We start from the raw sequence: 18,140 nt of genomic DNA, 5'->3' as shown, positions 1-18,140 counted from the left end.
TTCGAGGCCGAACGGCAACGGCCCGGCACCATTGCCCACGCCGCCGACAGCGAGGGCCGACTGCTATATGCCAGCCCTGGTTCCCCCTTCCGTGACCGCTGGCGTGGTCGGGCGGTCAGCCAATGACGAACCGGCGACTCTCCGCCTTGATGACCGCTGCCGAACGCGACATTGAAGCCGCGCGACGGTTGCTTCCCGAAATGCCCGACCAGGCTATCTTCCATGCCCAGCAGGCGGCCGAGAAGATGACGCGGGCGGTCTGCGAAGGCGAAGGGCTTGCCGTCGGCCGCACACACAATATCGGACAGGCCGCCGGTTCCCTTCCCGACGGCCATGTTTTCAAGGAAGATCTGTTGGGCCTGGATAGCCTTTCAGCGGCGGCCACGGCGTGGCGCTACCCCAGCCCCGGCGGCTGGTTCCCGGCCATGCCCGATCCGGGCGACGTCGAGGCGGCACTGGCCGACATCGAGGCGCTGCTGCCCGAGATCCGCGACTGGCTGTCCGAACGATAATCGCGGGAGGTCATCGTCGTGACATTGCCCTCGCCTTCCGCCATTGACGAACCCGCCCTGCGCTTGACGCCCCACGGACACCTGCTGCTGGACTCCGGCGGCGCCCCGCTGGCTACGGCTTTTGCACGCGGAGCCGGTCACGGCTTGCTGCATCTGGGAGCCGGAACTACCAAGGCGTTGCCGCCGCCCCTGTTGTGGTGGCGCGATTTTGTCCGCCGCGCCGTGTCGGCCTTGTGCCATCAGGCCTCCACCGATATTCCGCCTCCGACCGAGGCCGAACTGGCGACCCTGGCGCTCACCGCGCCGATGATGAAAGGGGCCGAATACCTGACCCCCTCGGTGCTACGCGCCCTGTGGGATGAGATTGTGGCGGCGGTGGCGAGCTCTGCTGGCTCGGACTTGCAGGCCTTTCTGTCTTCCTTGAACCCGACCTGGAACACGGTGGGACGGGTCCATTTCAATCTGGCGGAGAACCGCCGCGACCCCGACTTTCCCTTCGCCTTCATGGCGACCTACACCACCGAGCTGGCGGCCAGCGGCCAGGCGCGCCATGTGCCGTTGGGTCAAGCGCTGCAAGATTATGCCGCAGACCGCCCCCGATTACTGAACCTGCTGCTCCCGGTAAGCCGCGCCAGCCAGTCCTGCCCCTGGCTGAAGGCGATGGTCGAGGACGGAGAAATCTACCATCCCTTGCGCTGGACGCCGTCCGACGCCGCCCGATTCATGGGCAGCGTGCCCGATCTCGACGCCGCCGGGGTGATCGTGCGCATGCCGGCGGGATGGGCCGCCGCCCGACCGCCGCGGCCCAAGGTCACCGCCGCCATCGGCAGCCGTCAGCCCTCGGCGCTGGGCCTGGACGGGTTGCTGGACTTCCGCATGGAAGTGACCCTGAACGGCGAGACGCTGTCGGCCGAGGACATGGATATTTTGCTGGCCGGAACCGACTCGCTGGTGCTGTTGCGCGGCCAATGGGTGGAGATCGACCGCGACCGTCTGGACCGCGAGATGCGACGTTTCCAGGACGCCGATGCCATGGCCGAACGTGACGGACTGACCTTCGCCGAGGCCATGCGCCTGCTGGCCGGCGCCGCGATCGCCGAAGACAGCCCCGACGAGGCCGCCCGCCAATGGTCGCAAGTCATTGCAGGCCCGTGGCTGGCCGAGACCCTGATGGCGTTGCGCGATCCCGCCGCCATCACCGATCCCGCCCCCATGCTGAAGGCGACCCTGCGGCCCTATCAGAAGGTCGGCGTCCACTGGCTGCACCTGCTGACCGGGTTGGGGCTGGGCGCCTGCCTGGCCGACGACATGGGCCTGGGCAAGACCATCCAGGTGCTGGCGCTGCTGCTGACGCATCGGGACAAAGGCCCCTCCCTGCTGGTGGCTCCGGCCTCGCTGCTGGCTAATTGGGCAGCGGAGATCGACCGCTTCGCGCCCGACCTGCGTGCCTTGATCGTTCATCCTTCGGCGATGCCGGCGGACCAGATCAAGCAGATGGATGGCTTCGATGACGTCGATCTGGTCATCACCTCCTATGGCACGCTGTTGCGCTTGCCGGTGCTGACCGCCACCGACTGGACGTTCCTAGTGCTGGACGAGGCCCAGGCCATCAAGAACCCCAAGGCCAAACAGACCAAGGCGGTCAAATCCATCAACGCCGCGGCGCGCATCGCGCTGACCGGCACGCCGGTGGAAAACCACCTAGGCGATCTGTGGTCGATCTTCGACGTCATCAATCCTGGCCTGCTGGGCAGCGCCAAGCAGTTCTCCAGTTACGCCAAGGTCCTGGCCGCGCGCGAACACAACGCATTTGGCCCGCTGCGCGAGTTGGTGCGGCCCTACATCCTGCGCCGCATGAAGACTGACAAATCCGTGATCGCCGACCTGCCCGACAAGACCGAAATCAAGGCTCATTGCCTGCTAAGCCGCAAACAGGCGGCGCTGTACGCCCAGACGGTGGAGGATCTAGCCGAAGCACTGAATAATGCCTCGGGCATTCAGCGCAAGGGGCTGGTGCTGGCCACCATGATGCGGCTCAAGCAGATCTGTAATCACCCCTCGCAATGGCTGAATGATGGGGATTGGGCCGAAGACGACAGCGGCAAATGGTCACGCCTGCGCGAAATCGCCGAGGTGGTGGCTGCCCGCCAGGACAAAATGCTGGTGTTCACCCAGTTCCGCGAGGTGACGGCGCCGCTGGAGGCCTTTCTGTCCGGCATTTTTGGCCGGCGCGGGCTGGTACTGCATGGAGACACGCCGGTCAAGGAGCGCAAGTCCCTGGTCCAGGCATTTCAGGAAGATGAGACTGTTCCGTTTTTTGTGCTGTCGCTGAAGGCTGGCGGGTCCGGCCTGACCCTGACCGCCGCCTCGCATGTGGTGCATTTCGACCGCTGGTGGAATCCGGCGGTGGAAAACCAGGCCACCGACCGCGCCTACCGCATCGGCCAGAAGCGCAACGTTCTGGTCCATAAATTCGTCTGCGCCGGCACCGTCGAGGAAAAGATTGACGCCATGATCGAGGCCAAGAAATCCTTGTCCGAGGATTTGTTGAGCGGATCGGCCGAGATCAACCTGACCGAGATGAAGGATGACGACCTGCTGCGCCTCGTCGCTCTTGATCTTGCCGCCGTCGCGAAGGAGTGACACGCATGGTGCGATGGGCGCCCTATGTCCCGGTGGCCGAACGGCGCAAGAAGGCCGAACGGGAAATGGTCAAGCGGCGCAAGGCCGGCCAGGCGGTGTCGCCGGTGGTCATCACCGGCCGCACCATCGCCTCCTCCGCCTGGGGCAAGGCATGGTGCGACACCATGGAGAGCTTCGGCGATTACGACAGCCGCCTGCCGCGCGGGCGTAGCTATGTCCGCAACGGGTCGGTGGTCGACCTTCAAATCACTGCCGGCAAGGTCACCGCCCAGGTCGCGGGATCGTCCCTCTATGCGGTGACCGTGACCATCCACCCCCTGCCCAAGAGCCATTGGCAAATTCTGCGCAAGGACTGCGCCGACAGCATCGACTCGCTGGTCGATCTGCTGCAGGGGAAACTGTCCAAGCCGGTGATGGAACGATTGTGCCGCCCGGGCACCGGCCTGTTTCCCAAATCCTCGGAAATCAAGTTCTCCTGCTCTTGCCCCGATTGGGCCTCCATGTGCAAGCATGTGGCGGCGACGCTCTACGGCATCGGCGCCCGCCTCGACCACCAGCCCGAACTGCTGTTCGCCCTGCGCGGCGTCGATCACCACGAGCTGATCACCGATTTCGGCCAAGGGGGCCCGCTGGCCAAGGCGCCTCCATCCTCGGCCAACATCCTGGAGACCGACGACGTGGCCGCCCTGTTCGGCTTGGACATGGTCGCCTCACCGGCTCCGCCCATGGAGACCCCGTCCCAGCCGAAGCCCGCTGCCCGCAAGAAGAAATCCGCGCCCGCAAAGGCCGATATGGAGCTGACCGCAGATGGCTATGTGAAGTGGTGGAAGGATTGAAGTCGGCTAAATTCTGTATCGCAATCGTGTTCCAGGGGCATCACAGGTACGCTTATTAGCTGTATTTCCTGGACGATCAGCATTTTGTCAAATTACCTGAAGGTCGTATCCCGGCAAAGTCGCAGAAACGCTGAAATTGCGGCGGCGGGCCTTCGACCGGGAACCGAGGAGGGTTCATAGAACTGCGAAAAATGTCGGATTTCTGCGGGATTGATCGAAAATGCATCCACCGGAAACCCGTATACCATCCGCAGTTCGCCATCATCACCGGCATAATCGAATTCCGCTCCAAGGAATCCGTGAAAGCACTCGATGCTCGGCTTCGACAGGGGCACCGCGGATGGCGGCACAAAAGGAACCTCGACCCGGACCAGGGTTATCCAGGCGTTCGCTACGTCATGCTCCATATTCGTCTTCGGTGGCGAAATGGCGCCAGCAGCGGCGGGACGGCGTGTTGACGCGCTGAGGGCGAACGAATTCCGCCGCCTTCGACCCGGAACACCGCACCCAGCCCGGCCTGCCGCTGAAGCCGGGCAAATGCGCCACCATGACCCACGACAACAAGCGGAACGGCACCACCACCTTGTTCGCGGCCCTGAATATCCTCGACGGCACTGTGATTGGTCGTGGCATGCCCAAGCACAAGCGCCTGCCTGCACCATCTGAATGAATCAGTGCACTAGATTCTTGCCCGTCGAACCAGTTCGGCGACGACGCGTTCGGCGCATTCATCTGGCGATAGGATGGCGGTATCCAGCCTTAGTTCAGGGGCCTCCGGTGCCTCGTAGGGCGAATCGATTCCGGTGAAATTGGGCAATGATCCCGCCCGCGCCTTGCGGTACAGCCCCTTGGGATCTCGCTGCTCGCACACTTCCAGCGGCGTGCTCAGATGGATTTCCAGAAACTCGCCGCCTTCCAGCAGTTCTCTGGCCGTGTGGCGTTCGCTGCGAAACGGCGAAATGAAGGCGGTCAGGACGATCAGCCCCGCGTCTACGAACATCCTGGCGCATTCACCAATACGGCGAATGTTTTCCACCCGGTCGGCGGTGGTGAAACCCAGATCCTTGTTCAGTCCGTGGCGGATATTGTCGCCATCCAGAAGATAGGTGTGGCGTCCCAGGGCCTGCAGCTGCTTTTCCACCAGATTGGCGAGAGTGGACTTGCCCGAACCAGATAGGCCGGTGAACCACAGCACACATGGCTTTTGTCCCTTTAACCGAGCACGAGCGGCTTTATTGACCTCCACATGCTGCCAATGGATGTTCTGGGCGCGGCGCAGGGGGAAGGAAATCATGCCGCCTCCCACGGTCTGGTTGGTCACGCGGTCGATCAGAATGAAGGCACCGGTTTCCCGGTTTTCGCCATAGGCATCGAAGGGAATGGCCGCATCGAGCGCCAGATTGCAAAATCCCACTTCGTTGAGAGCCAGAACTTTGGCCGCAACCTGTTCCAGGGTGTTGACGTTGACCTTGTGCTTGATCTCAGTCACCTGTGCAGAAAACTGACGGGTGCCCAGACGTAACAGATAAGACCGCCCCGGCAGCAGCGGCTCTTCCCCCATCCACACTACATGGGCGGCGAATTGATCCGCCGTATGCGGGCGTTGGTGGGCGGCGACAAGCATGTCGCCCCGGCTGACATCGATCTGGTCTTCCAGCACGATAGTGACGGCCTGCCGGGCCTCGGCTCGCTCCAGATCGCCATCCATAGTAACAATGCGCGCCACAGCACTAGTCCATCCTGCGGGAACCACCGTCACGCGATCGCCCAGCGCCACAGCCCCCGACACCACCGTGCCCGAAAAGCCTCGAAAATCCTGATCAGGACGATTGATCCACTGCACTGGCAGGCGGAACGGCGCGGCCACGGCAAGGTCCTCGACCTGGGTAGTTTCCAAAATCTCCAGCAGTGACGGTCCGGTATACCAGGGCATGAACTGGGAGCGGAAAATGACGTTGTCGCCCCTCAGCGCCGAGACCGGCACGAAAACAGGATCGGGGATGCCCATCCGCGCGGCCATAGCACGGTATTCGGTGGCGATGGCTTCGAATACCCCCTGGCGATAATCTTGCAGGTCCATCTTGTTGACGGCCACCACCACACGGTGGATGCCCAGCAGGGAAACCAGGAAGGAATGGCGCCGTGTCTGGGGCAGCATCCCCTTGCGGGCGTCCACCAGAATGACGGCCAAGTTGGAGGTCGAGGCCCCGGTAACCATGTTGCGGGTGTATTGCTCGTGCCCGGGGCAGTCGGCAACAATGAATTTGCGCAGAGGCGTGGCGAAGAAGCGATAAGCCACATCGATGGTGACGCCCTGCTCGCGCTCGGCTTGCAGTCCGTCCACCAGCAAGGCCAAGTCTAAATCCTTGCCGGTGGTGCCAAAGGCGCGGGAGGCTCCGGCTAGGTCCGTCAATTGATCGTCCAGCAACGCCTTGGAATCGTAGAGCAGCCGTCCGATCAGGGTGCTTTTGCCGTCATCTACACTGCCGCAGGTGATAAAGCGCAGGATATCCTTGGCCTCGTGCCGGCGCAGGACCTCCAGGGTCTCGGCGGCCTCCATCAGAAATAGCCCTCACGCTTCTTGGCTTCCATGGCTGCGGCCTGATCGTGGTCGATCAGTCGTCCCTGGCGCTCCGATGTGCGGGCGGCCAGCATCTCTCCAATGATTTCGGGGAGGGTTTGCGCATGGCTCTCCATGGCCCCGGTCAGCGGATAGCAGCCCAAAGTGCGGAAGCGGACCCAGCGCATTTCCGGCGTCTCGCCCGGCATCAGCGGCAGGCGTTCATCATCGGCCATGATCAGCATGCCGTCGCGCCGGACGACTGAGCGCGGCTTGGCGAAGTACAGCGGTACTACCGGAATGTTCTGGGTGTATATGTATTGCCAGATATCCAGTTCCGTCCAGTTGGACAGAGGAAAGACGCGAATACTTTCGCCCGGACCGACGCGGCCGTTATACAAGGACCATAATTCTGGCCGCTGATTCTTGGGGTCCCAGGCATGGCTGGCCGAGCGGAACGAGAAGATGCGCTCCTTGGCCCGGCTGCGTTCCTCATCCCGCCGTGCACCGCCGAAAGCGGCGTCGAAACCGAACTTATCCAAAGCCTGTTTCAGGGCTTGGGTCTTCATCACGTCAGTATGCACCGCCGATCCGTGGCTGAACGGGCCGATACCGCGCGCAACGCCATCCTGATTCACGTGCACGATCAGTTCCAGCCCCAATTCAGCCGCCCGGCGATCACGGAACTGGATCATCTCGCGGAACTTCCAGGTGCTGTCCACGTGCAGCAGCGGAAACGGTGGCTTTGACGGATAAAACGCCTTCAGGGCCAGGTGCAGCATCACCGCGCTGTCCTTGCCGATGGAATACAGCATCACCGGGTTGCGGCACTGGCCCACAACCTCGCGCATGATATGGATGCTTTCTGCCTCGAGGCGCTGAAGGTGTGTCAGGGGCATCGCAGGTCCCGCGATGCTTCCGCGCGCCTGAGACCTGCAAAATCCACTTCGGTCCTGATTTGCTCGTCGGCCAAGTTCAGCTTCTCACGGTAATTGCGCGGGTGAGCCTGTACCTCGTTAGTATATTTGGCCCCGTGACGTGTCAAAAGGAAACTGGCCGAAGGCCCTTGCGGGTCGGAGCCTCCTGATGACCGTCTTTGGGCACGGGTCTTTCGACGACATATGGGGGGGAGCGGCGCGGCTTACGGGTGCCGGGCGGCTTTTTCGGGGTCTGAGGCGGCCGCGTCGTCATTTCTGGCCTTGAGCCTGCCGGTCGCGCGGGACCGCAGGCGTTCTGCCTCCTCGTGGTTGCCGAGGGTCTCCTCGGCGCGGGCCAGATTTTCGAACCATTGCGGATGGGTATTGAGCAGTTCGAGCGAGCGCCGCATTTCCTTGCAGGCTTCCTCCGGTTTCTGCTGGGCGAATAGCGCCGCCCCGAGGAAATGCCTTGCGGCGGCGTGGGCCGGACGTGCATTCAGCAATGTGCGGAATGCCGTTTCAGCTTCGGCCGGACGATTGGCCTGGAGGTGTTCCATGGCCCCGAGAAAAAGTCCGGAAGGCAGCTTTGGCAGCGGTAGCGGAACGGGGAGCGGCGGAACCTCGGCCAGGGTCGCTTCGAGGGGGGCCAGGTATTCCGCGTAATTCTTCCACTTCGCCTTGGAGCTGGTATAGACAGGCTGCCTGACCTGCCAGACGCTGGCGGTCCGGACCGCGCGATCCAGGTTCTGGAAGTCCAGGATATTCTTTTCCCAGGGCAGATCGAGGAATGTGATGATCTTGCGCGCCCAGCCCTCGACGTCCTCGACAAGGGAGTCGTAATCCACCTCGAGAATCTCGCCCGGAAAAACCTTGTGCCAATGATCCATGAGCCGCTGGTGATCGACCAGCTGTTCGCCGATCCAGGACAGGTCATAGGCGAATCCCATGCCGCCAAACTTGGCCGAGTAGTCGATGAAGTAGTTGGACATGGCGACATCTCGCGGCTCGCGCTTGAGATGCAGGATCTTTGCATTGGGGAAAAGAAGCTTGATCAGCCCGATATGTTCGAAATTGTGGGGCAGCTTGTCGACGATGCGTTCGGCGTCGGGAGAGTAGGCGCGCAACTCGGTGAGATGCTTCTCGGCGAATCGCTTCGATTCGTCGAGGCCGAGATCGTCGATGCACTCGGGATATTCACGCCGACTTCCCAGCTTGGCTTCCCAGGCATTCAGCTTCTGGATCAGTTCGGGGATGAGGGAAAGTTCGCCGGCGCCGAACACCTTGCTGTGGCTGCCGAGAATCTGCTCCACCAGGGTCGTTCCGGAACGGGGCATTCCGAGAATGAATGTCGGGAGCGGACTTGGGCTGCCGAATCCCTCGCGGCTGCGCATGAACTCCTTGGAGAACCGCGCCATCTCCCGTTCGACCTGATGGTGGTGCACTTCGGGGCGATACCTCAGCCGTTCCTTCGAAGCGGTGTTGGCCGCGGATGCGAATTTCCATGCCTGCGCATAGTCCTTCTTGCGCTCCCACGCCATGGCCAGGGTGAAGAGCATGTGCGCCTGTACCGGACCTTCGAGGGACGGGCGAAGCGCGGCCTTCTCGAGCTGCTCGAGAACGGCGGGGTCGTCGGGGACCTCGCGCGCCTGGATTAACTGGCTCCACGCCTGGAGGGGGGCGATCGCCTTAAGGCGCTCGAACTGCGAAAGCGCCTCGTCGACGCGGCCAAGCTGCATCAGCAATTGCCCGAGGCCGTTGAGCGCCGGAACGCAGTTGGGAAGGAGTTCGAGCGCCTCGCGATAGGCGCTTTCGGCCTCCTTATGCTTCTCCTCATTGGCCAGCACATGGGCGTGTGTGGCCAGTGAAAGCGCATGGGCGGGGCCGCCACGTTCGCGAGTCATTTCGAGCGCCTTGTCGGCGGCATCCCGTCCGCTCTTGCCGCTCTGCCGCCGCGCCTCCAGCATCGCGCGGCGCCGCCACAGCGAGGCACGGTCGGGCGCCTCCTTCAGTGCCAGATCGAGGTAGTGGCCGGCTTCGCCGAAGCGTCCCCTGACCTGCGCCACCTCGGCCGCCAATTCGAGTAGGGATGGGGTTGCAGGAGTCTCGTCGAGTGCCTCGCGTAAGATCCGCCAGGCATCATCGTGACGGCCCTGATAGCTGAGAAGGTTGACCAGGGCCTCGACCGCATCGGGACTGTTGCCGCCAACGGTCTGGCGGAGCAGGGCTTCCGCCTCGGAATGTTGCCCCATCCGGGTCAATAGCCCTGCCCTGGTCAGGCTATAGATGGCCTCTTCCTTGTCGGGCAGGGGCGCGGCCTTGTCGAGCGCCACGAGGGCCGCTTCCAATTGTCCGCTCTCGATCCGCGCCTTGGCGAGGTTGAGCCACGCACCGCCCGAGTTCGGCAGTAATTCCACGGCCTTTTCCACATAGGAGAGGGCATCGGTCACGCGCCCGATGGCCAGCAGGCAGGCCCCCAGCCGAGCATTGACCAGAGGGTGCTCAGGGGCCCGTGCGGCTGCGGCGGAAAGAAAGGCTATGGCGTTGGGGGCGACCTCGAGCCGGAACCAGGCGCTGCCTGCCGCCAGCAGGATCTCGGCCTTGCCGATTTTGGCCGGTTCCGGGATTTCGCGGAGCGCCGCCATGGCCTTTTCACGCTCATCGGCAAGGGCGGCGGCTAGGGCAAGCAAGGCCAGCGCGGCGACCCTGGCCGCCGGAACCTGACTTAGCGATTCCGCTTCGGCCATGGCTCCCGCTAGGTCGTTGCTGGAAATCCTCATATTGATGGCGTGCAGTCTTTGATCGAGCGTCTTTGGCGCGATGGCCGAATTTCCGTTCTGCATCATGAAGTTACCGCGAAAGCGTGATGGGACATTGGCGCCTCGACTCTCTACTGATGATCTCGAACGGAAGGTGGTCAACATACATCGGCCTCGGCTTGAGCATGGCCGCCGAACTTGTGGGTAATTGAAAGGCTCACCGGATGCTTACATGGAAACCGAACGGACGAGCGTATTTGCTCTATTGCGAGTCATTGGCCGCCATTGGGGGCCGGTCACGGAGAACAGGTCAGTCGCGAGAATCAACGGGATAATTATCTCTCGGTAAGAGGTCGCACACCGCTGCCGACGAAAGGTTCGAGCAGCAGCGCCATCACCGAGCGCTCTCCTGTGATAATGGCAGACATAACCTGGACGCCTGGGCGCAAGGCATAGCTGTCATTGCCCCGACGGAAGGCGAGCTCCTTGGGGGCGAGGCGGACGATATAGTAGCTCATGCCACCGGCTGCGCCCCCCTGCGCCGGAGCGCCGGTCTTCTCGTCGGACAGGGAATCGGGACTGATATGCACAACAGTGGCTGCTATCGTCGAATAGCCGTTGCCGCCGCTGGCGATCGACAGCCGCGCCTTCGCCCCGATCCCGACATAGCCGATCTCTGAAATCGGCAGCTTGGCCTCGACCAACAACGCCTCACCTTCCGGCACCAACGTCGCGATGGTGCCGCCCGGCGGAACGACTGCGCCCTTGTTCTTGAAAAACAGGGTCAGAATGGTGCCGGAGACGGACGTGCGCACCAGGGTGCGATCATGAGAATCTGCCGGCTTGCGCAGGCGCTCGCGCACCGAAGCAAGCTCGGTGTTCGTATCGAGAAGGTCCTTGCGCAACCCCACATCCTCTTCGTGGCGGAAAGCGTCGAACGCTGCCTCCCCTTCCTCAAACGCCTTGACCGCACGCTGCTCGTTGGCAATGGTGCCTTTCCTGTCGGATTCGATCTGAGATTGCTCTTTCTTTAACTGCAGGTGTTCGTACTCGTTGCTCAGGTCCTGTTTAAGGAGGTCCTCGCTGATCTTGACCTGCTGCCCGATAATTTGGCTGCGCTTCTGCAAGCCGGCCAGTCGCTCCCTCGCCTCGAGAATCTCGGCGCGGCGCTGGGCGGCCTTGGATTCGTGAGTCTGCACCATCGCGTTATAACGGCTTCGGTAGGCATTGAAGGCCGAGCGACCGTCACGAGCGGAATCCGGGAAGCTTTGCTCGAGTTCCGCAGGCAGTTTGAGCTCGGCCTGTCTTTCCAGATTTGCCATTAGCCGCAATGACTTAATTTCCAGGCTTGCTGCCCGTGAACGAAGATCACTGGCATCGGCATCCGAAGCCACATCCTCGAGTTCGACCAGGGCCTTGCCCGCTTCGACCTGCTGCCCCTCGACGACTTCGATGGAGCGGATGATGCCGCCCTCGAGATGCTGGATCTTCTTGAGTTGTCCCGCCGGAATCACCTGACCTTGAGCATAGCTGGCGACGTCGAGTTGGAACAGCGAGGCCCAGAGGATGAAAGTCAGCACGGTGCCAACCATGGACCACAGCAGCGGAGCGCGATTCCACGCCTCCATCATCACCACATAGCCGCGCAGGGACCTGACCCGGTCCAACACGTCAACTATCCACCGAGTGTTCATGGCGTTACCCCTGCTTCAGGCGGGGTCCGATTGGGTCGAACGACGCTCGGCACGGGCTTCTTGGACATATCCACCACCACGTCGGCGGCACGCAGAATGAACCCCTCGTTGCTGGCGATGACTAAAGTGCGCTTCTCGGTGAGTAAGCGGTTGAGCAACTTGGCGACGGCAGCCTGACCGGCCTGGTCCAGGCCCTCCGTCGGGTCGTCGAGGAAAACCACGCGCGCATCGCCCAGCACAGCGCGGAGCAGCACGAAACGGCGCCGCAACCCCGTTGCCAAGCCGGTCTCGTGGCTGGCGATGGGGCGGTCCAGACCCGCAGGATCGCTGGCCAGAAAGCTTTCCAGTCCGATCTCGCGGATGAGTTCGAGAACCGTTTCGTCGGCGATGTCGCGGTCCAGCAGCAGGTTTTCCCGCAATGTACCGTCGAAGAAAACGGCATCCTGTGGTGCGTAACCGATCTGCGAGCGCCACCATCCCTGCGAAATTTGACGCAGTTCGATGCCGTCGGCTCGTATCAGGCCGCGCCCGGGAGAAAGCAGGCCGAGCATTAGCTTGATCAGTGTGGATTTGCCCGAACCGTTCGGACCGGTCAGGACCAGCACTTGGTGCGGCGGCAAATCAATGTTCAGGCTTTCGAACAGGGGCACGGGCTGCTGGGGGTAGGAAAACGACACGTCGGATACCGACAGGTGGCCCTCGAATCTCGCCGGGGTGACACCGGCAGTGGAAGCGGCCTCGGTCACCTCGACCTTACGTAACGCGGCGTCGGCTCGACCAGCGCGCAGCAGCGGATCGGCCAGATACGCGGCCCGGCTGCACACCGCGAAAGCGCGACTGACAAGGATGTTGGCGCCAATCAGGCCGCCGGTGGTGAAGTCACCGCGGACGACCGCCATGGCTCCGACCGCGTAAACGACGACCGAAAGCAATTGCCCGACATTCTGAATCGATTGCTGCAAAAGCGCCTGAAGGTTCATGCTTGTGCGCCGGCTGCCCAGACTTCCGTCCTGCGCCTCGCCCCAGCGCCGCGACAAAGGGCCTATCAGCGGCAGGCAGCGGACCGCCTCGCCGGCGGTGAGGAGAAACTGGCCCAACTGCTGGGCTCGCGAATTGGCCTTGGCATAGTCCTCCGCCGCCCCACGCTGCTCACGTTCGCTCAGAAAGCCCAGCAGCAGCGCCAGCCCGCAGGCCAAGACGCCAAACAGGCCCAGGGGCCAATAGAGCAGCATCGCGCCAAGGGCGAACATCAGCGCATAGGGCAGGTCTAGAATGGCGGCGAGATTGGTGATCGAGGTCAGTTGCTGCATCGTCGCAGGCGCGCCGAGCGCCTCGCGCCGCTCAGCAAGCGGAATTTGCAGCAGCGGCTCATAGCGGGTGGTGGAAAAGGCGCTGAACACTCGGTTGCTGGCGTCGGTATCAGCTTCCTGAATCAGGCTCGTCAGCACATTTTGCCGTTGCTTGCGCAGCAGAACCTCGAAGCCGATGGCCAGCAGGACGCCAAGAGTCAGGGTGATCAGTGTCGGCGCCAGGCCGATGGTGACGTAGCGGTTAAGCAGATGAATGCTGTAAAGCGACGACCCCAATGCCAGGACGTTGATGGCGACCGTCGAGGCTAGAAGCTCGGGGGTTCGCGGCGATGTCAGCAGCCGGTCCACAAGGGCGCGGATCATGGCATAACTCCCGTCACCTCGTCATAGATCGCCTGCGGGCGGGTATAGAATTCGCGGTCCCAGCGGCCATGCTCGGGGCAGCCGCGCCCCGATTCCTTCCATCCCCCGAAGGGTGCCGAGGCATTGATGCGCGGCGGGCCGCCCATGCGGACGATACCCGCCTCGATCCCGTCGAGAAAGGATTGTCGCTCTTGCGGGGTTCCTCCGGAAACCCCCGCGAGCAGCCCCTGTGGAACGGCATTGGCCAGGCGTAGCGCGTCGTCCGCACCCCGCGCTCTCAGCATGACGACGATGGGCGCGAAGCTTTCTTGCTGCACAATATCCAGATCGGGATCGTTGCATTCCAGGATGGTCGGCAGGAAGGCGCCGGGGACATCGGCATGGCAACGGCCACCGGTAACGAGACGAGCGCCCTCGACCAAGGCGCCCTCAACCAATGCCTGGACACGGACGGGGGCCAGGTGTGGCCCGATGATGGTGCCTGGCCGGTCGGGCAAGCCGACGGCCAACGCCTCGGCCGCGCCGACGAAAGCTCTCAGAAATTCGCAGTACACGGAGTCCACCACGATCACCCGGCGCACCGCCGTGCAACGCTGTCCGGAAAAGCCGAAAGCCCCCCGCGCGAGTGATCCGGCGATCATGGCCGGATCAGCCCCTTCCAGCACCACATGCGCGTTGTTGCCGCCGAGTTCCGCCTGCAACGGCTTGCCGCCGATGGCGCAGAGCGCGGTGGCAAGCCGCCCGCTGGCGGGGCCACCGGTCAGCGAAACGGCGTCGATAGATTCGTCGAGCATCAGCCGCCGCGCGGTTTCCGCATCGCCTTCGAGCAGCGTCACAACATGATCGGGCAGTGCTCCGGTATCGCGCAGGCAGGTCAGCAGCGCGCGTGCCGTTCGCGTGGCATAGGGTGACGGCTTCCACACCACCGTATTGCCGAAGGCAAGCGCCGGCGCGATCTTGCCGACGGGAATGGCCAGTGGGTTGTTCCAGGGGGTGATCAGCGCTACCCGGCCCACCGGCCGATAGCGCACCCGCACTCCGTCCGTGACGGCCTCGCTTTCCTGCAAAGCCAGTTCGGCGGCGTCATCGATATGGGCGAGCGCCCGGTCGAATTCCTCGCTGGCGTCACCGAGCGGCTTGGCGATCTCGTCGACCATGCCGGCAATGATAAGGTCACGGCGTTCCTCAAGAATAGCCCTCCAACGCCGTAGCATGTCCACCCGCCGTCGTGGCGGCGTCAGGGGCCATTCGTCCGCGTCGCGACCGGTTCGCTCGACGGCCGCCCACTCCCCGTTCTCAGCGGCGGGTGCCCCGAGGATCTCGGCAATCGGCGCGAAGACCACCCCATGGGTAGACAGGTACTCGCGGGTGATTTCCCCATGCAGCACATCCGTCGTGGCCACGCCGTCATGGGCGATGACCACGCCCAGGCCGTGCGCATAGGCATCCAGTGCCGCCGCACGTACGCAGGCATGAGTGTAGAGCCCGGCGACGACCAGGGTCGTGACCTGGCGATCCCTGAGCCAGGCGATGAGTCCTGGATTCTCGAACGGACTGAAGAAGCGCTTGAAGAACATGCCCTCGCCGTCCAATGGGGCAAGCGATGCAGGCGGCAGCGAGCCCGCCGTGCCGGCGCTGCAAGCCGTATTGCCCTTGGCGCGCCAATGCGGCATCGCATCGGAACCATCGGCTGATACGCGGGTATGGGCATGGCAGACGGGCAAAGCAAGGCGGCGGAATCCCTCGAGCAGAACCGATACCCGTTCTACAACGTCACCGGCCCCGGGCAACAATCCGGGGCGGCACAGAAAGTCTTCCTGAATATCGACGAGAAGCAGAGCGGTTCGTTCGACAGTCATGACTTCGACCTGGACCGCAAACGCGCTCGAAAGGCCTCTTCGACCAGACGCGCCATCTCACGCGTGCCCACTTCCTTGCGGCCGGGCAACATCATGTCCAGCGTACGCCAGCCGGCCTCGAGAACATCGGCGATGGCGGCGTCCAGGCAGCATGCCTGCGCCGTCAATCCATAGCTTTCGCGCAGCATCATGGCGAATGACTGAATCTGGCCCAATGGATTGGCAACATCCTGTCCGGCGATGTCGTAAGCCGCGCCATGGCCGGTCTGGTAGACGGATCGACCGCCCGGACCGTAATTGGCTGAATAGGACAGCCCACGCGACGCAAGCAGGGCACTGGCGCCGTCGGCGAGCACGTCGCCGAACATGTTGGGCGCCACCACTACGTCGAAGCGTCTGGGGCTAGCGATGAGCTGATAGCTGGCGTTGTCCACCTCGAGGAATTCCAGGGCGATGGCCTCATCCGCATTCAACGCCTGGGCGCGCTGCCGCCAAAGCTCGCTGATGGCCTCGACCCCACCAGGCTTGTGGATCACGCAAAGGCGGCCACGCCGCATTCGGGCCGCGTTCAAGGCCACCTGCAAGATACGGTCGATCTCGGGAGCGCGGTACTCGAAGGCATGCCGCGCCACCATACCGTCGGCCTCGCAGCTCAGCGACGAGTTGCTGAAATACAGGCCGCTGACATTCTCTCGCACCACCAGGATATCGACGCCGGCCACATATTCCGGACGCAGCGGACCGGTATCGGCCAGGGCCGGCAGCGGCTTCAGCGGGATCAGCTTGCAATAGAGATCGAAGCGCCGACGCAGATCGTAGACAAAGCGAACACCGCCGGGGCCGCACAGCAGGGAGCCGCCCTCTTCGAACAGCCACTCGCAAAAGCCATCGACTTCGGGGGAGAGCGCGACCCCCGACTCGCGCAGGGCCTCGCTGCCGATTTTGCCGCCGTGGCGAACGTCGAAGACGATGCCCTCGCATTCCGCCAAGGCATGCACCAGCCGGAGGCAGGCGTCGATCACTTCCGGGCCGATGCCTTCACCCTCGATGACACCGAGCAACGGCCGCTCCGGCGCCGAAACATGGCTGGTAAAATCAGGAACTGCTGCCGCGATACGCACTGTTCCGCTCATGCCTTGCTCCATGTCGGATTGCTCAGTGCACGGACTCATCACGCCGTCTCAGCAGTTCGGGCAAAGCCGCCCGCATCAGTTTCCCCGCCTCGTTACGGGGCAGCTCCTTGACGATGAAAAAACGACGGGGTGTCATGCCGCCCAACTTGCGCTCCTTACAGAACTCGACCATATCGCTGACCGGCTGGTCTGCTTGCTTCAAGACCACGGCCGCGACCAGCACCTTGTTGCCGTCCTTGTCCGATACGGTGAAGACACCTGAGTCCCGCACGTCCGGATGGGAATTGAGCACGGCCTCGACCCGCTCGGGATACAGCTTCAGGCCACCGAGATTGATGCGGTCGTCGCTGCGCCCCTCCAGCCGGACGAGACCATCCGAAGTCACCGTGCCGATGTCGTTGGTGTAGAACCAGCCGTCGCGGAACTTCTCGGCGGTGCGTTCTGGATTCATGTAGTACTCGGCCGGCATCTCCGGAACCCGGACACGCAACTCTCCAATCTCACCCGGCCCCAGGACCTTGCCCTCAGGGCTGACGACTTCCACCTGCACGCCCGGCTTGGGCCGGCCCGCGTAATCCGGGTTGGAGTCAAGAAGGGCCGGGTCGGCCATGGAGATAGCGCCGACTTCACTGATTCCGTAGGGTAGCCAGATGTTGGGAGTGAGATGCCGCTTGGCCAACGTCACCAAGTTCTCCGAGAGGCCGCCGCCGACAATGCGCAGATAGCGGATGCTCGGGAAGGCATTGCCCTCTAGCGGCAAGGCCGCCGCCAGGTCCTTGATGGTGGCCGGTGACGTCATGGCATGAGTCACTGCGTAAAGCTGAATGGAACTGATGTACGATTCGATCTGGCGCTGCTTGTGGAAAACAACCACCCCACCCGCCAACAAGGCGGCAAAGGCCGATATGTTGCCCATGGTGAGATGGAGGTTGCCAGGCATCAGGCGCGTCGACTCGTCGCAATGCTCGACAGTGTTCAAGATGCGGTGCAGCCAGTAGGCGTGCGTATAGCACACCGCGTTCGGGAACCCCGTCGTACCCGAGGTCAGGCCAATGCGACCAAGCGTGTCAGGCGTGGGCCAGTAATCGAGCATCCCCCGAAGGTCCATACGTGCGCCGCCTTGCGTCGGTGCCGCCTTCGGCTTCAGTTCGTTGATACGGATCACCTCGACTTCAGGCGATTGAGACGTCCTCTCCGGCGCATTCGCGGGGGGCGGCACCGTCACGACCCGCCGAGCGCCAAACTGCTTCATCAGCCGTAACTTGTTGCGGGGCGGCGAGCGTGGATGAACCGGAAGCGAAATCGCTCCCAGCCGCGCCAGCGCCAGGATCAAGGCCAGATGCACCGGCGCGTGGTGAAGCGAGACGCCGACGGTTTCTCCGGGTTGGACACCCCGCTCGTGAAGTGCCAAGGCGAATTGGCAAACCATGTTCAGAAACTGGGCGCGGCTCATCACCTTGCCCTCAAAGATACAGGCTGGCGCCCCAAGATTTTGGAGCGTTGTTTCGAGAAACTTATCTAATAGCATCATGCGGCAGTCACAAAATATGGTTGAAG

Annotated in this window: 12 protein-coding genes and 1 pseudogene; 4 read left to right on the top strand and 9 right to left on the bottom strand. The window is 63.0% G+C overall.

Going from position 1 to position 18,140, the window contains the following annotated elements; all coding sequences use genetic code 11:
* Window positions 1–149: 149 nt before the first annotated feature.
* The 3 genes from A6A05_RS09200 to A6A05_RS09190 all read left to right on the top strand — a co-directional run bounded on the left by A6A05_RS09200 (window position 150) and on the right by A6A05_RS09190 (window position 3,991).
* Window positions 150–512 carry a HEPN domain-containing protein gene (locus A6A05_RS09200; RefSeq protein WP_068499657.1) on the top strand — a complete coding sequence of 121 codons (363 nt, stop codon included), beginning with the start codon at window positions 150–152 and terminating at the stop codon, window positions 510–512.
* A gap of 144 nt (window positions 513–656) precedes the next feature.
* Window positions 657–3,155 carry a DEAD/DEAH box helicase gene (locus A6A05_RS09195; protein WP_245644246.1) on the top strand — a complete coding sequence of 833 codons (2,499 nt, stop codon included), beginning with the start codon at window positions 657–659 and terminating at the stop codon, window positions 3,153–3,155.
* 5 nt (window positions 3,156–3,160) lie between these two features.
* Complete coding sequence (locus tag A6A05_RS09190; protein ID WP_068499653.1) at window positions 3,161–3,991, top strand: SWIM zinc finger family protein; 831 nt, start codon at window positions 3,161–3,163, stop codon at window positions 3,989–3,991.
* Between the two features lie 92 nt (window positions 3,992–4,083).
* On the opposite strand, the gene A6A05_RS20800 is transcribed toward A6A05_RS09190, so the two are convergent.
* Window positions 4,084–4,398, bottom strand: coding sequence for a hypothetical protein (locus A6A05_RS20800; protein WP_156520984.1), 315 nt, complete (start codon window positions 4,396–4,398; stop codon window positions 4,084–4,086).
* Between the two features lie 95 nt (window positions 4,399–4,493).
* Between A6A05_RS20800 and A6A05_RS20140 the strand changes: the two are divergent.
* Window positions 4,494–4,637 (top strand): annotated as a pseudogene (locus tag A6A05_RS20140) (IS630 family transposase); the annotation flags it as partial.
* A 33-nt stretch (window positions 4,638–4,670) separates the two neighbouring features.
* Here the strand turns inward: A6A05_RS20140 and cysN are convergent.
* From cysN to A6A05_RS09145, 8 genes are all read right to left on the bottom strand, one after another.
* On the bottom strand, window positions 4,671–6,551 hold the full coding sequence (gene cysN, locus A6A05_RS09180) for a sulfate adenylyltransferase subunit CysN (RefSeq protein ID WP_068499649.1): 1,881 nt from the start codon (window positions 6,549–6,551) through the stop codon (window positions 4,671–4,673).
* Entirely contained in the window at window positions 6,551–7,444 is an 894-nt protein-coding gene (cysD, locus tag A6A05_RS09175; protein ID WP_245644247.1) for a sulfate adenylyltransferase subunit CysD, read from the bottom strand. The genes cysN and cysD overlap by 1 nt, the downstream gene beginning before the upstream one ends.
* A gap of 248 nt (window positions 7,445–7,692) precedes the next feature.
* On the bottom strand, window positions 7,693–10,311 hold the full coding sequence (locus A6A05_RS09170) for a tetratricopeptide repeat-containing sulfotransferase family protein (RefSeq protein WP_068499645.1): 2,619 nt from the start codon (window positions 10,309–10,311) through the stop codon (window positions 7,693–7,695).
* Window positions 10,312–10,559: 248 nt separating this feature from the next.
* Window positions 10,560–11,894: an HlyD family type I secretion periplasmic adaptor subunit gene (locus tag A6A05_RS09165; RefSeq protein WP_172822251.1), complete on the bottom strand. Its 1,335-nt coding sequence runs from the start codon at window positions 11,892–11,894 to the stop codon at window positions 10,560–10,562.
* A 20-nt stretch (window positions 11,895–11,914) separates the two neighbouring features.
* Window positions 11,915–13,591: an ATP-binding cassette domain-containing protein gene (locus A6A05_RS09160; RefSeq protein ID WP_068499641.1), complete on the bottom strand. Its 1,677-nt coding sequence runs from the start codon at window positions 13,589–13,591 to the stop codon at window positions 11,915–11,917.
* Window positions 13,588–15,450: an aldehyde dehydrogenase family protein gene (locus tag A6A05_RS09155; RefSeq protein ID WP_082910832.1), complete on the bottom strand. Its 1,863-nt coding sequence runs from the start codon at window positions 15,448–15,450 to the stop codon at window positions 13,588–13,590. Before A6A05_RS09155 ends, A6A05_RS09160 begins: the two co-directional genes overlap by 4 nt.
* A complete protein-coding gene (locus tag A6A05_RS09150) occupies window positions 15,447–16,583 on the bottom strand; it encodes an isocitrate/isopropylmalate family dehydrogenase (protein ID WP_082910835.1) in 1,137 nt (378 codons plus the stop codon). The genes A6A05_RS09155 and A6A05_RS09150 overlap by 4 nt, the downstream gene beginning before the upstream one ends.
* Before the next feature lie 22 nt (window positions 16,584–16,605).
* The gene (locus tag A6A05_RS09145; RefSeq protein WP_281193263.1) at window positions 16,606–18,111 is read right to left on the bottom strand and encodes a class I adenylate-forming enzyme family protein; all 1,506 of its coding nucleotides are present in this window, start codon (window positions 18,109–18,111) and stop codon (window positions 16,606–16,608) included.
* Window positions 18,112–18,140: the final 29 nt, after the last annotated feature.

It is taken from the genome of Magnetospirillum moscoviense (assembly GCF_001650635.1).
GTDB classification, from domain to species: Bacteria; Pseudomonadota; Alphaproteobacteria; order Rhodospirillales; family Magnetospirillaceae; genus Magnetospirillum; species Magnetospirillum moscoviense.
This window is presented reverse-complemented; position numbering and strand designations above follow the sequence as displayed.

Excerpts from the sequence above, each read along its gene's own strand:
- A6A05_RS09200 (WP_068499657.1), top strand. The coding sequence starts at position 150 with ATGACCGCTGCCGAACGCGACATTGAAGCCGCGCGACGGTTGCTTCCC.
- A6A05_RS09190 (WP_068499653.1), top strand. The coding sequence starts at position 3,161 with ATGGTGCGATGGGCGCCCTATGTCCCGGTGGCCGAACGGCGCAAGAAG.
- A6A05_RS20800 (WP_156520984.1), bottom strand. The coding sequence starts at position 4,398 with ATGGAGCATGACGTAGCGAACGCCTGGATAACCCTGGTCCGGGTCGAG.
- cysN (WP_068499649.1), bottom strand. The coding sequence starts at position 6,551 with ATGGAGGCCGCCGAGACCCTGGAGGTCCTGCGCCGGCACGAGGCCAAG.
- A6A05_RS09170 (WP_068499645.1), bottom strand. The coding sequence starts at position 10,311 with ATGATGCAGAACGGAAATTCGGCCATCGCGCCAAAGACGCTCGATCAA.
- A6A05_RS09160 (WP_068499641.1), bottom strand. The coding sequence starts at position 13,591 with ATGATCCGCGCCCTTGTGGACCGGCTGCTGACATCGCCGCGAACCCCC.
- A6A05_RS09155 (WP_082910832.1), bottom strand. The coding sequence starts at position 15,450 with ATGACTGTCGAACGAACCGCTCTGCTTCTCGTCGATATTCAGGAAGAC.
- A6A05_RS09150 (WP_082910835.1), bottom strand. The coding sequence starts at position 16,583 with ATGAGCGGAACAGTGCGTATCGCGGCAGCAGTTCCTGATTTTACCAGC.
- A6A05_RS09145 (WP_281193263.1), bottom strand. The coding sequence starts at position 18,111 with ATGCTATTAGATAAGTTTCTCGAAACAACGCTCCAAAATCTTGGGGCG.